This is a genomic window from Chloroflexota bacterium (assembly GCA_009840625.1).
Lineage (GTDB): Bacteria > Chloroflexota > UBA11872 > UBA11872 > VXNJ01 > VXNJ01.
The window spans coordinates 75342-87833 of the sequence record VXNJ01000014.1 but is presented as its reverse complement, the minus strand read 5'-3'; the positions used below and the strand labels follow the sequence as shown (position 1 = coordinate 87833).

The 12492-nt window shown below is 66.1% G+C and carries 15 protein-coding genes; 12 read left to right on the top strand and 3 right to left on the bottom strand.

Features of this window, described 5'->3' with window-relative positions; all coding sequences use genetic code 11:
- Nucleotides 1–42: 42 nt before the first annotated feature.
- The 4 genes from rpsF to F4X41_08730 all read left to right on the top strand — a co-directional run bounded on the left by rpsF (nt 43) and on the right by F4X41_08730 (nt 2466).
- Nucleotides 43–411, top strand: a complete 369-nt coding sequence (gene rpsF / locus F4X41_08745) for a 30S ribosomal protein S6 (protein MYB17098.1) — start codon at nt 43–45, stop codon at nt 409–411.
- A complete protein-coding gene (locus F4X41_08740) occupies nt 408–923 on the top strand; it encodes a single-stranded DNA-binding protein (protein ID MYB17097.1) in 516 nt (171 codons plus the stop codon). Before rpsF ends, F4X41_08740 begins: the two co-directional genes overlap by 4 nt.
- A 117-nt stretch (nt 924–1040) precedes the next feature.
- Nucleotides 1041–1265 carry a 30S ribosomal protein S18 gene (rpsR, locus tag F4X41_08735; protein MYB17096.1) on the top strand — a complete coding sequence of 75 codons (225 nt, stop codon included), beginning with the start codon at nt 1041–1043 and terminating at the stop codon, nt 1263–1265.
- Between the two features lie 31 nt (nt 1266–1296).
- On the top strand, nt 1297–2466 hold the full coding sequence (locus F4X41_08730; protein ID MYB17095.1) for a hypothetical protein: 1170 nt from the start codon (nt 1297–1299) through the stop codon (nt 2464–2466).
- A gap of 31 nt (nt 2467–2497) precedes the next feature.
- On the opposite strand, the gene obgE is transcribed toward F4X41_08730, so the two are convergent.
- Nucleotides 2498–3799: a GTPase ObgE gene (gene obgE / locus F4X41_08725; protein MYB17094.1), complete on the bottom strand. Its 1302-nt coding sequence runs from the start codon at nt 3797–3799 to the stop codon at nt 2498–2500.
- A 28-nt stretch (nt 3800–3827) separates the two neighbouring features.
- On the opposite strand from obgE, the gene F4X41_08720 reads away from it, so the two are divergent.
- The 3 genes from F4X41_08720 to F4X41_08710 all read left to right on the top strand — a co-directional run bounded on the left by F4X41_08720 (nt 3828) and on the right by F4X41_08710 (nt 5813).
- On the top strand, nt 3828–4499 hold the full coding sequence (locus tag F4X41_08720) for a hypothetical protein (GenBank protein ID MYB17093.1): 672 nt from the start codon (nt 3828–3830) through the stop codon (nt 4497–4499).
- Between the two features lie 71 nt (nt 4500–4570).
- A complete protein-coding gene (locus F4X41_08715; GenBank protein ID MYB17092.1) occupies nt 4571–5110 on the top strand; it encodes a uracil-DNA glycosylase in 540 nt (179 codons plus the stop codon).
- Between the two features lie 175 nt (nt 5111–5285).
- Entirely contained in the window at nt 5286–5813 is a 528-nt protein-coding gene (locus F4X41_08710; GenBank protein ID MYB17091.1) for an adenine phosphoribosyltransferase, read from the top strand.
- A 57-nt stretch (nt 5814–5870) separates the two neighbouring features.
- Here the strand turns inward: F4X41_08710 and F4X41_08705 are convergent, their stop codons facing one another.
- On the bottom strand, nt 5871–6971 hold the full coding sequence (locus tag F4X41_08705; GenBank protein MYB17090.1) for a hypothetical protein: 1101 nt from the start codon (nt 6969–6971) through the stop codon (nt 5871–5873).
- Nucleotides 6968–7240, bottom strand: a complete 273-nt coding sequence (locus F4X41_08700) for a hypothetical protein (protein ID MYB17089.1) — start codon at nt 7238–7240, stop codon at nt 6968–6970. Before F4X41_08700 ends, F4X41_08705 begins: the two co-directional genes overlap by 4 nt.
- Before the next feature lie 156 nt (nt 7241–7396).
- On the opposite strand from F4X41_08700, the gene thyX reads away from it, so the two are divergent.
- The 5 genes from thyX (at nt 7397) to F4X41_08675 (ending at nt 12460) form a co-directional block, all read left to right on the top strand.
- Entirely contained in the window at nt 7397–8119 is a 723-nt protein-coding gene (thyX, locus tag F4X41_08695; protein ID MYB17088.1) for an FAD-dependent thymidylate synthase, read from the top strand.
- A 72-nt stretch (nt 8120–8191) separates the two neighbouring features.
- Nucleotides 8192–9085 carry a 4-hydroxy-3-methylbut-2-enyl diphosphate reductase gene (locus tag F4X41_08690; GenBank protein ID MYB17087.1) on the top strand — a complete coding sequence of 298 codons (894 nt, stop codon included), beginning with the start codon at nt 8192–8194 and terminating at the stop codon, nt 9083–9085.
- Nucleotides 9082–10728 carry a hypothetical protein gene (locus F4X41_08685; GenBank protein MYB17086.1) on the top strand — a complete coding sequence of 549 codons (1647 nt, stop codon included), beginning with the start codon at nt 9082–9084 and terminating at the stop codon, nt 10726–10728. The genes F4X41_08690 and F4X41_08685 overlap by 4 nt, the downstream gene beginning before the upstream one ends.
- Before the next feature lie 16 nt (nt 10729–10744).
- Nucleotides 10745–11923 carry a hypothetical protein gene (locus tag F4X41_08680; GenBank protein MYB17085.1) on the top strand — a complete coding sequence of 393 codons (1179 nt, stop codon included), beginning with the start codon at nt 10745–10747 and terminating at the stop codon, nt 11921–11923.
- An 81-nt stretch (nt 11924–12004) separates the two neighbouring features.
- Nucleotides 12005–12460, top strand: coding sequence for a RidA family protein (locus F4X41_08675; protein MYB17084.1), 456 nt, complete (start codon nt 12005–12007; stop codon nt 12458–12460).
- Nucleotides 12461–12492: the final 32 nt, after the last annotated feature.

The following is a 12492-nucleotide window of genomic DNA, read 5'->3' as shown; positions in this document are numbered from 1 at the left end:
CGCGCGGCCGCACGTCGACAAACCCGTAGGAAGGGGGTCCAATTGGGCCAGTACGAAATCGTGGCGCTCTTCAACGCCACGCCGGAGGGCATTGAAGCCTCGCCGGAGCAGATGGAAACGGTCGAACGCCACGTGACCGCCAACGGCGGCGCAATCACTGCCACCCACCAGTGGGGACGCCGGCGCCTGGCGTACGAGATCAACAAGATGCGCGAGGCTTTCTACACCCTGTTCAAGATCGAAATCGAACCGACGGCCATCAAGCCGGTGCAGGACGCGCTGCGCCTGGAGTCGGGCTTGATGCGCTTCTTGATCACCGTGGACGAAGGTGGAATCGGCCCGGTCCTGGAGGACGAAGAAGCCGCAGCCGACGAACAAGGCGGACTATCAAACGGGGAAGATAGGGAATGAACGCAGACGGGCGCCCGCGCCGCGCGCGCGGAGTCAAGAACATCACTCTGGTTGGCAACCTGGGCGCGGACCCGGAAAAACGGTTCACCCAGAACGGTCGCGAGTATTCGACTTTCTCGGTCGCCGTAAACGACAACGTTCGCGGCCCGGACGGGCAGTGGACAGAGCACACCGACTGGTTCAGGATCACCGCCTGGGGAAGGCTGGCCGAGGTCGCAAACCAGTACCTGGCGCGCGGATCCAAGGTCTACGTATCGGGCCGATTCCGGACCCGCGACTGGCGCGGCAATGACGGCCAGACGCGCACGGCGATGGAAGTGTCGGCGTCCGAAATGCTGATGCTCTCGGGCGATCGCGAAAGCTACGGCGGCGCTTCGCCGGGGCGGGCCCAACCGACCTCCGGAGCGGTCGAATCCTGGGAACAGGCCGGGTCCGGCCAGGACCGCAACCGACCGGCGCAGGGCGGCCGCCGCCAGGAGCAGGAAATCGACATCGACGACCTGCCCTTTTAGCCGCGCAAAACCAGCTCCATCCTGATTCACTAGCCAGAAAGATTGCCAATGTCCACCCAGTCAGGTTCCGCCGACAACCGCCCGGCCCGCACCCCAGACAACCGACGCCGCTCCGACATGCGCCGGCGCCGGCGCGGCGTGATCGGTAACGTGTTCGAGCCCGGCGAGGATGTCGTCCTCGACTACAAAGACATCGACCGGATTCGCAATTTCATCGCCCCGTCGGGCAAGATCCTGGCCAGGCGCCAGACCGGTCTCGACGCCAAGCAGCAGCGCAAGCTGTCGCGGGCGATCAAGCGTGCCCGGTACCTGGCGCTCCTGCCCTTTACGCAGCGCCGCTAAGCCAAACATCCCGCGTTAATCCTTCGCCAAGATGGCGGCACGCAGCAACCGGCCACACAACCGCGGTCAACGGCGCCGACAGCAACGCGAGAGCGAACGGGTCTCGCGTCGGACTCAGATCGAAGCCGAACACCGGCTGGCTTGGCGGCAGCTGCCCCAGGTCCTGCGAACTTGGAACCGCCAGTCGGACTTAAACCGCACCCAGGCCGGTACCAAATTAGTTCAGGCTTTTGCCTGGCTGATCACCCTTGTCTTGTTGGCGGTGCTGGGGTCGATGCTCTACTACAACCGGATCGGAATCGCCGGCAGCTCGCAGGCCCGGATCGGCGAATCGACTATCACGCTGCGCCAGGTCGCGATAGAGCGCGATCTGCAGCGCTGGCGGTCCATCAGCGGACTCAACGCGCTCGCGGCCGCGGTGCCGGAATTTGCCGATTTCGCCCCAACCGAAGAATCCGATGAGCTCGCGCGGGGATTCTTCGCCGCCGAGTCGGGCGCGATCGACGACTTGATCCACCGCCAATTGCTTGCCGACCGCTACGCTGAGACCGAATTTCCGGCCCAGGCCGAGTACGCGTCCAGACTGGCCGAATACGGGGGCGAGGGCGCGGTGACCGAAGACTTGGCCGAGCGCATCGGAGTCGATTCCGAAGACCTTGAAGCTCACCTGCGCGGCCTGGCCCTTGAGGATTACGCCCTGGCCCAGGCGCGCGCCGCGGTCCCGGTTTCCGCCGACCAGGCGAAGCTGCTGATTCTTCGCTCGACCGATCGCGTTTTGCTGGAGGAATTGGCCGACCAGCTCGAGGCCGGCGAGCGCGATCAGGTGGTCGCCAACGACGCCGAAAACACCGATTACACCGCGTTCGATTACGGGTGGAGCGTGCGCGAGCGAATCCCGGCGACATACGTGGACGACGTGTGGGAGCAACCGGTTGGCGAAGCCCGCATTTTCACCGTCGAGGATGCCAGCGACATCCTTTTCTTCGTCGAGGGGTTCGAATCCGACCGCACCATTGAAGCCGAGACGCTGGCCGACCTGCAGGCCCAGGCCGAAGACCGCTTCTACCTCGCCCTGCGGACCGAATCGGATTGGACCGGCGAGGAGTTGACGTCAACCGCCGAATCGTGGCTGACCGACAACGGATTGGACCTGCCGGCGCTGGATGCCCGCGTGGCCGACCACTACGGGATAGCTGTCTAGGAGCCAAATACCCGTCGGGCGCAGTGCATTCCTAGCCCTCTCGCCATTCGAACGCCCGGCCGCCGATCTCGACCTGGTCGCCGGCCCGCACGCCGGCGCGGCGCAGGGCCGTCATCACGCCGCCGCGTTCGAGCTGGCGCCAGTACCATGCCAGCGCATCGGGGAGCGCGAAATCAACCCGTTCGGTCAGGTTCTCGACCGTGCCGCCGGAAACCTGAAACCTCCCCTCGCCGAGGCGGTTGACGACCAGCGGCCGCTCGGCGTCGGCGGGGCGCAGGACCGGAACCAAATCCCCGGCCAAATCCGGCACGGGGGCGGTGCCGGCGCCCTCGAAGGCCGCCGCCAGCAGTTCGTTCAATCCCTCGCCGGTAACGGCCGAGATTGGAAACGCGCTCTCCCCGATATCAGCGAGCGCGCCGGCGAACGCCGGCCAGGCCGCGCGCGCGGTGAAGGTGTCCATCTTGTTGGCGGCAACTATGAAGGGGCGGTCGTCGAGCGGGTGCGGAGCGTCGCGCAACTCGCTTCGCACCTGCCGGTAGGTTTCAAGCGGGTCGCCGGACTCACCCGATAGGTCGACCACCTGGATCAGGAACCTCGTGCGTTCGAGATTGCGCAAGAACTCGTGGCCCAGCCCATGGCCAAGGTGGGAGCCCTCGATAAGCCCGGGGGCATCGGCGAACACCAGCTGGCGGTCTCCGAAGCGGACCACTCCCAGGACCGGGTGTTTGGTCGAAAAGGGATACGCGGCCACCTGAGGGCGGGCCGCCGAAATGGCCGACAGCAGCGAGGACTTGCCGGCATTTGGCGCCCCGGCCAGGCCAACATCGGCCATGAGTTTCAACTCCAGCCGCAATCTCCGCGATTGACCCGGTGAGCCTTTAAGGGCCATGCGCGGTGTCTGGTTGCGCGAGGACTTAAAGTGCGTGTTGCCGAATCCCCCCTCGCCGCCCTGCGCGACCGTCAGGACCTGGCCGTCGGCGGTCAGGTCCCCGATCAGGCCCCCGCCTTCCGCTTCCAGCACCACCGTCCCGCAGGGAACGTCCAGGTAGAGGTCGTCGCCCTGGGCGCCGGTCGCGCGGTTCCGCCCGCCGGGACCGCCGTGGCCGGCCCGGAAGCGGCGCTCGAACCGGAATTTCAGCAGGGTGTTCTCGCCCGACCTGGCCCGCAACAGCACGTGCCCGCCGCGGCCGCCGTCGCCACCGGCGGGCCCGCCCCGCGGCACGTATTTTTCGCGACGCAGCCATGCCGACCCGCGCCCGCCGCGGCCGGCCGTCACGAGAATCTCGGCGGTGTCGAGGAATTGGCTCAACTGAAAATTCAATCCATATATCAGCGACCGATGCCCAAATCAGAATTTGGCCATGCCGGCAACTCTAGCGCCTGACCGCCTCTTAAGGCCCACGATGGTCGTGGCGGCCTACCCGTACGCGGCCGAAGTCGCGGTCGGCGGGTTGCTCCTGGCGCTGGCCGAAGCTTCGGTCGCGGCCACGATCGTCGTCCTGGCTCCCCGGCTTCTTGCGGGGCCGGACCAACCAGATGATTCGTCGGAACGGGCATTCGTCGGGCTGACGGAATCGGCGGCGGCGTTCGGGGCCAGCAGCGAAGTGCTTGATTTTTCCCAGCAGACCATTCGCGATGACCCGGTCGCAGCCGCCCAGCTCGGGCAGATCCTGCGGCGACGGCGTCCTGGGAACCTGATCACCCATCCCGGCCGCTCGCCCAATCCCGACTGCTCGGCCGCGTTCGCGATAGCCTGGCGCGCCGCGGTTCTGGCCCGGTCCGGCGGCGGCTTGATCGCCGGCGCGCCGCTGGAAGAGGCGCTGCAAATATGGTCATTCGGCGACGCTGAACCCGGGCTGCCGCGGGTGCGGTTTCCGACCGGCGAATTCGCCGAACGCAAGTACGGATTGCTGGGGCAGCTCGAATCCGAAATCGGCGATCCATTGCCGGACCCGGAGCAACTGGCCCGCGATCGGGACCTTAACGATGACGGGCCGGCCGAAGAGCTGTTTCTGGTCGGCCAACCTTGGTAGCCCCAGTCCGCAATCCAACAAACTGCCAGGAACTGTTTGCCGCGGCGGCGGCCTGCCGGACCTGCCCGGAAATGGAAGGCCGCAGGCGCGTACTCTCAGCCCGCAACGGTGATACGTCGGCCCGGTTGATGCTGGTTGCCGAAGCTCCCGGTGCGCGCGGGGCCGAGCGGACCGGGATCCCCTTCTGTGGAGATGCGAGCGGCCGCAATTTCGAGAAATTGCTTGAACAGGCCGGTTTCAGCAGAGAGGAAGTATTCGTCACCAACGCGGTAATCTGTAACCCGCAAACGGCTGACGGAACCAACCGGCCGCCGTCAGCGAGCGAACTCGCGGCCTGCTCACGCTGGCTTCGGGCGACCATCGAGCTGGTCGATCCGCAAGTCGTCGCCACACTGGGCGCGGTCGCCCTGGCGGCGCTTGGGCGCGTTGACGCCCACGGGTTGGCGCTCAAACGCGATTGCGCACGGCCGCAGCGCTGGATGGGACGCTGGCTGGTTCCCCTATATCACCCCTCGCCGCGGGTGGCCGCGAGCCACCGGCGGTTCGAAAAACAGGCAAGCGATTGGCAGATCCTGAGCGCGCTAGTCGGGAAGGATTTTCCGGCGGATTAACCGGACTTGCCGATCCGGCCGGAACCTACGTGGCCGTTCTAGATCCGGGTGCCCCCGCGCGGCATCCGACGATCGGCTCAGGAATCTCGAAGGTGCCGCTGCGACCGCTCGCGCCTCGCCGACAATTCCAAGGCCAAATGCCCAGTCGCACAACCCTTCCCGGAACGCAGAAAAATTGGACCTATCCAAATACATCCGCACGATTCCCGATTTCCCAATCGAAGGGATCCTCTTCAAGGACATCACGCCCCTTCTGCTCAACGGAAAAGCGATTACCGAAGCGGCCGCGCAACTGGCCAAACCATACCGAGCCGACCCGCCCGATGTGATCGTGGCTCCCGAGGCGCGCGGCTGGGTTTTCGCCACCGCGATGTCGCCGCTGCTGGGCGACTGCGGCGTCGCGGTGGCCCGCAAAGAGGGCAAGCTTCCCGGAGCAACCGTGGCCCACACTTATGCGCTCGAATACGGTGAGTCCACCATCGAGCTGCACGCCGATTCGATCGCGTCCGGACAACGCGTGCTGCTGGTCGACGATCTTTTGGCCACCGGGGGGACGCTGGTCGCGTGCGAGCAGTTGATCGAGCAATTGGGCGGCCGGGTGGTCGGCGCGGCGTTCCTGATCGAACTCGATTTTCTTGGCGGGCGCGGGGAACTAGGGAATTACCCGGTGCACACGCTCATTCACTACGGCGCCGGCGAGTAGCCGGACGGCGGCGACCTGGCCCAGCCATTTGCGAGGCGGCCTATTCGATTCGCTCGGCTAGGGGCCGGACTCCAGACGCCGCGCCCAGCGCTGGGGTTCGGCGATCTCGGCCAGGGTGGGTAGCTGACCGGGCGATTCCCAGGCCAAGTCCAAGAAGTCCCGCCCGTAGCGGCGGTCAATCTCCTGACAGAAACGGTCGCCGAGCTGGTACTGTTCCATCTTCAGCCCCAGCCCGAGGATGCGGAGCACGATTCCCGTAATCAGTGACCGCGACTTGTCGCGGGCCCGCAATTTCGAATCGATCTGACGCCATTGCGACAGGGTCTCGCGCCCGACCTGGCGCATCAGCAGATTCGAATAGCCCTCCAGCAGGCTCATGCAGGCCTGAATCTGTTCCACGACCTGGCGCTGGCGCCCGCTGAGCGCGAACCACATGAGTTTCGAATTCCGGTTGCCGGACTTCGATTCGGATTCGGCGGGCTCGCCCACGCCGCTGAAAAAGGTCACGATCTGGCCTCGCAGGTACTCGGCCAGCCAGGGCGCGCGTTCGAATTCGAGAGCATGGGTGAGTTCGTGTACCGCCACCCAGCGCCAGAGCTGCTCGGGATCGATCTGCAGGCGCCCGGCCAGGGCGTGGATATTGGGTTCGACCAGGTAGGTCCGGCCGCTGCCGCTTTCAAACAGCGGGAGGTCGAACTGGCCCAGTACCCGAGTGGATAGGTATCCGAGCATCAGGCCCAGCTGGACGCTGATGACCGTCCTGGCCAGCGGGTTGTGCAATTCCGGCGCATGGTCGGCGCCGACCGGTTCCAGCATCTGGGCGAACCGGTGCAGGTTCAATTCCAGCCATTCATCAGGGCCGATTCCGTGGACCCGGCGATCTCCGCCCCAGGGGCGGTCGAGCACGCGGGTGATGGCGTCGGCGCAATCGCGGCCCGCCGCGGCCGAAAATTCGGCGCCGAAATACGCCGCCGGCACCGGCCTCTGCACCGAGTAGGCCACCGTGCGGGCAAGGCCCAGGTCCAGCACGCTGTCGCGGGAAAGCCAGCCGGTCAGGCCCCGGGCGGTGAGGCGCCCGACCGCGTATCCGGCGCCGAGCAGCAGCGGGGTCGCTGGCGCCAACGCGCGGGCCAGTTTCAGTCCCGGAAGGGCATTCATTCGTCTACGAACCAAATGTGCAACCGATCATGGTCGATCTCCATCGGGTGAGGTCGATTGTCGCGGTAGAGCCGCACCCGCAACCTCCCGTCGGCACGCATGTAAACCGTCGCCGCGTACCCGGCGGGGTATAGCATGCGAAGGTGCTGCCCTCCGCGTCCGTCCGGGGTGGCCTCGACCTTCCATTCGCCCTCGACCGGCGGAACGATATACCAGTCGCCCTGGGGCAGGTTGGCCGATTCGGCGGCTGCATCAGCGGACGGCGGCATCAATCATCCAGCGCAAGATCGAACCAAGACACGAGAGCGGGCTTCGTGGCCACATCAAAAGCAACCAAACCGGTACCGGCTGAACCCAATAGCCAAGCCCCCGACGACCTCGCGGTGATTACCGAACCGCAGGTCGTGCTGGTCGGCCGTCAATCGATGGTCGACGCCGGAACCGCGCAATTCCTGGCCGATCACGGCCTGGAATGGGTCTCCGACTCCGACAACGCAGCCGAGCTCCTGGCCGAAGCCGGCGGAAGACTCTGCTACATGTCATTCGGCAAGGGTCGCAAATCCAACCGGGAATATTTGGGCAACATCATCGCCTCCGGTCACGGCAGCGTGCTCGAGCACGCGGTCTGGAATTTCATTTTCAGCGGGGTATCGCGCTCATTTACGCATGAACTGATCCGCCACCGCGCCGGATTCGGCTACAGCCAGCTTTCGCAGCGCTACGTGAACGCCGCCAATTCCCAGTTCGTTGAGCCCGACGTGATCGCAAACGACCCGGAAGCCCACCGGATCTGGGTCGAGTCGATTCGCAATTCGCTGGATTCGTACCGCAAGCTCGTGCGCGCGTTGCGCGGACGCTTCGCAGATGTCGAAAGCCGCACCCTGCGCCGCAAGATGGCCCGCCAGGCGGCCCGTTCGGTGCTGCCCAACGCGACCGAGACCAAGATCTTCGTCACCGCCAACGCGCGCGCCCTGCGCCACTTCATCGAGCTGCGCGGCAACGAGCATGCCGAACCCGAGATCCGCCGCGTGGCCACCAAGGTGCTGGCGATCATGCAGGAGGAAGCCCCGAACCTGTTCGGCGACTACCAGCTCCAGTCCCTGCCCGACGGGACCAGCCAGGCGGTAACCGAGCATCGCAAAGTCTGACTTCGCGCGGTTCGGCGGCGACCCGTTCTTAAGATTTAGGGGCGGTTCGAGCACAGCGTTTGAGGTTCCTGAATGGAAGTAGTGGCGGTCAACCCGCGAGGGTACTGTCACGGGGTCGTGACCGCGGTCACGATGGCCCGCAAGGCCGCCAAATCGGTGGACGGGCCAATTTACATGCTCGGCCACCTGGTCCACAACGAGCACATGACCGCCGAGCTCGAAGAACTCGGAATCAAATTGATCGACTCGGACGATCGCATCGCCGGCCTGCAGCAAATCGAGGACGGCACCGTTCTTTACACCGCCCACGGCGTCTCTCCGCAGGTTCGCGAACTGGTCGCCGACAAAAAGCTCGAGGCGATCGACACCACCTGCCGCGACGTGCAGGTCACCCACGATTTGATCAACGATCTGGTCGCCGACGGGTTCGACGTCTTGTACGTCGGCCGCCGGGGCCACCCCGAAGCGGTCGGCTGCATCGGCGAGGCGCCGGACCGGGTCCACCTGGTGGAAACCCCGGAAGACGTCGTTAACCTCAGAATCGAGAATCGGAAACTGGCCCTAACCACCCAGACGACGCTGGGCATCTGGGACACCGCGGCGGTCATACGGGCGGCCCGCAACCGCTGGCCCGACATCCGCGTCCACAACGACATCTGCCGGGCCACGCAGGACCGCCAGGAGGCGGTCGTGGAAGCCGCCCGCACCGTCGATCTCGTCATCGTGGTCGGCTCGAAACGCAGTTCGAACTCCAACCGGCTGGTCGAGGTGGTCAAGCAAAGGGTTGGCATACCGGCCTACCTGGTCGGGACTGCCGCCGAAATGCGCGACGAGTGGTTCTCCGGCGCCCGGCGCGTGGCGGTCACCGCCGGCGCTTCCACGCCTTCGCCGCTTGGCCGCGAGGTGATAAGGCTGCTGGAGCGGTTCCGCCCCGATTCGCAAAAGATCACGGACCTGCTCAATTGAACGGCGCCGACGCGATCGTCGAAATCCTGCGCCGCGAGGGAGTGGACACCGCGTTCTGCTTTCCGATATCCAACCTGCAGGAAGCGATGGCCCGGGCCGGCCTGCGCGTGGTCATGGCCCGCCAGGAACGGGTCGCCGGCAACATGGCCGACGGCATGTCGCGGGCCACCTGGGGGCGCAAGATCGGGGTTTTCTCGGTCCAGCAGTCGGCCGGTTCCGAGAACGCCTTTTCACCGATCGCCCACGCCCGCACCGACAACTCCGCGATGCTGTTCCTGCCCGGTCACTACGGGATCGACGCGATCGGCAAGACGCCCACCTTCGACAGCCTCGACAACTACGCCGGCACCCTCAAATTCGGGACCCGGCTTTACCTGGAACGCCAGATCCAGGAGAAGCTGCGGCGCGCATTCGTCGCCCTGCGTTCGGGGCGGCCGGGACCGGTCATGGTCGAGATCCTCTCCGAGGCGGTGCGGGCTGAATTTTCCGGCGAACTCGATTACCGGCCGGTCGAGCCGATCCGCATGGCGCCCGATCAGGGCGCCGTGGAGGCGGCCGCCGATCTGATTGAGCAGGCACGGTGTCCTCTCATCTGGTCCGGAAGCGGAGTCAAGTGGGCCCGCGCCAGCGCCGGTCTGGTGGAGTTGGCCGAAACCAGCGGCACGCCGGTAATGACGACCCTGATGGGCAAAGGCGGGTTCCCCGAAGACCATCCGCTGGCGGCCGGGGTCGGCGCGTTAACTGCCACCGCGATGGCCGACCACTACCTGGAATCCTGCGACGTGCTGCTGACGATCGGCTCCAGCCTGTCGCAGTCATCGTTCACGCCCACCGTGCCGGCCGGCAAGAAGATGATCCAGTGCAACGTGTCTGCCGGCGAGTTGCACAAGAACTACCCGGCCGAGGTGGCGGTGCAGGCCGACGCCGGATTGTTCATCGCCGCCCTGAACCAGGAGCTGGAGAGCCGCGGGCGCGAACAGTTCGCCGCCCGGGGCACGGCTGCCCGGGAGAACCTGGCCGCCCTGCGCAAGCGACAGCTGGCCGAATACGAAGCCGAATTCAACGACAGCGGGACCCCCATCAACGGCTACCGGCTGTTTGCCGAGCTCTGGCGGCAGCTGCAAAGCCGGCCATCCACGCTCTTGCACGAGTCCGGTACCAGCCGGGACATTCAGGCCCCCTTCTACGTGACCCGCGAACCCGAAGACTATCTGGGCTGGGGTCAGTCCACCCAGCTCGGTTTTTCGCTCGGGGCGGCGATGGGCGCCAAGCTGGCAACTCCCGACCGCTGGGTCGTGAATGCGATGGGCGACGCGGCGGTAGGGATGACCGCGATGGACTGGGAAACCGCCGCCCGCGAGCAGATCCCGATAACCACCGTGGTCAAGCACGATTCGAAGTTTTCCGGCTACGCCGACAACCACATTCCCGAGTCGGCCGCCCGCTTTGGCTCGGACACCGCCGACGGTGACTATGCGGCGGTGGCCAGGGCGCTGGGCTGCGTCGGAATCCGGGTCACCGACCCGGGCGATATTGGGCCTGCCCTGGAGCGCGCGGCCCGGGCCAATAGCGAGGGCCAGCCGGCCGTGCTTGATGTGATAACCAAGCCGACCACCAGGCTGCCACGCCGCCGAGTCGGATGATCGGCCGGAGGGTGCTTTGAGCATTTACCGCGAACGTTACGGCCTGCGCCCGATCGTCAACGCCGCCGGAAACTACACCGCGCTGGGCGGGTCGTTGAGCGCTCCGGAAGTCGTCGAGGCGATGGGCCGGGCAGCCGCCGATTGGGTCAGTCTGCCCGACCTGCAGCGCCTCGTGGCCGAGGAAATCGGGGGGTTGCTCGGATTCACCGCCGGATCCGGGTCCGCGGTGCAGGTTACCGCCGGGGCGGGGGCGGCCAACATGCTTGCCGCGGCGGCGGCGATAGCCGGCGGCGACCGTCAACTGATGGCCAGGCTGCCCGACAGCAGCGGGCACCGCAATGAAATCGTATTCCCGGCCCAGATGGCCGGAACCTGGACCAAGACTTTCGAGATGTCGGGGGCCCGGGTGGTGGTCGCGCCCACCGAAGCGGTCTACGACCGCGGGTTGGGGGGCCGGGTGCTGGCCTCGACCGTCGACGCGGTGGAGAGCGCGATCGGGGAACAGACATGCGCGATTGGTGCCATCCTGACCTGGGAGATGCCGGGCCAGATGCTGCTCTCGATCAGGGCGCTGGCCGAGCTGGCCGAAGCGCACGGCCTGCCGCTGCTGGTCGATGCGGCCGCCGAGATTCCCCCGATCGGGCGCATCGCCGAGCTGCGTTCCGACGGCGCGACGCTGGTCTCGGTCTCCGGCGGCAAAGCCTTGGGCGGGCCCAATGCGACCGGTCTGCTAGTCGGGGCCACGGCCTACGTGCGCAGCGCCGGCATGATGGCCGCTCCGGCCGAGGGCATGCTTGGCCGGGTCGCCAAGGTCGCCCGCGAGCAGCTGGTAGGGCTGCAGGTTGCGGCCGAAATCTACATGCAGAAAGACGAATCCGTCCTACTTTCAGCCTGGTCCGATCGGTGCGCGCAGATTGAGCGCGCTCTGGGCGACGTGCCCGGCGTGCGGGTCGAGCGAGTCTGCCCGGACGAAACCGGGCTGCCGGTTCCCCGGTTGCGCGTGCACCTGGATCCGGACGGTTCGGCCAACGTTGAATCAGTGACGGCGGCCCTGCGTGCCGGTGAGGCCGACATCCGGCTGCGCGGCGGATACCCGGGGGCGACTTTCCTAAACGTCGATGTCGCTTGCCTGCGCGACGGCGAGGCCGAACTGGTCGGCCGGCGCCTCAGGGAAGAAATTGGGACGGCGTCCTGAAAGTACCGAGCATCTGCTCCGGCCAGGTTTCCGAAGCGAGGTCGGCCGGACGCGAGAACTCCAGAAAGGTAAAAAACCGCCTTGAGCGCTGAAGCCAGATTGATCGAACTGGGGATCGAATTGCCCGAACCGGCGGTGCCGGCCGGTAGCTACGTTACCTCGGTACAAAGCGGCAACATGCTCTATCTCGCCGGCCACCTGCCGGCGGCGAGCGAAGGTTCGTGGAGCGGCAAAGTCGGATCCGACCTGGACGCCGACGAAGCCGCGGTCGTGGCGCGCGCGGTCGGCATCAACCTGCTGGCCACGATCCGCGCCACGCTGGGAAATCTCGACCGGGTGGTCCGGATCGTCAAGGTCTTGGGATTCGTCAATTCGGCGCCGGGATTCTCCGATCAGCCCAAGGTCATCAACGGTTGCTCGGACCTGATGGCCCAGGTGTTCGGCGAGCGTGGGCGCCACGCACGGTCGGCTGTCGGCGCCAACGAGTTACCGCTGAATACTCCGGTCGAAATCGAAATGATCGTGCAGTTCGACTAACCGTTCGCATGCCCGTGGCCCGCTGACGGGAC

Bases quoted from the DNA above. Each gene is read 5' to 3' on its own strand.
- F4X41_08740 (MYB17097.1), top strand. From the start codon at position 408: ATGAACGCAGACGGGCGCCCGCGCCGCGCGCGCGGAGTCAAGAACATC.
- rpsR (MYB17096.1), top strand. From the start codon at position 1,041: ATGCGCCGGCGCCGGCGCGGCGTGATCGGTAACGTGTTCGAGCCCGGC.
- F4X41_08730 (MYB17095.1), top strand. From the start codon at position 1,297: ATGGCGGCACGCAGCAACCGGCCACACAACCGCGGTCAACGGCGCCGA.
- F4X41_08720 (MYB17093.1), top strand. From the start codon at position 3,828: ATGCCGGCAACTCTAGCGCCTGACCGCCTCTTAAGGCCCACGATGGTC.
- F4X41_08715 (MYB17092.1), top strand. From the start codon at position 4,571: ATGGAAGGCCGCAGGCGCGTACTCTCAGCCCGCAACGGTGATACGTCG.
- F4X41_08705 (MYB17090.1), bottom strand. From the start codon at position 6,971: ATGAATGCCCTTCCGGGACTGAAACTGGCCCGCGCGTTGGCGCCAGCG.
- F4X41_08700 (MYB17089.1), bottom strand. From the start codon at position 7,240: ATGCCGCCGTCCGCTGATGCAGCCGCCGAATCGGCCAACCTGCCCCAG.
- thyX (MYB17088.1), top strand. From the start codon at position 7,397: ATGGTCGACGCCGGAACCGCGCAATTCCTGGCCGATCACGGCCTGGAA.
- F4X41_08690 (MYB17087.1), top strand. From the start codon at position 8,192: ATGGAAGTAGTGGCGGTCAACCCGCGAGGGTACTGTCACGGGGTCGTG.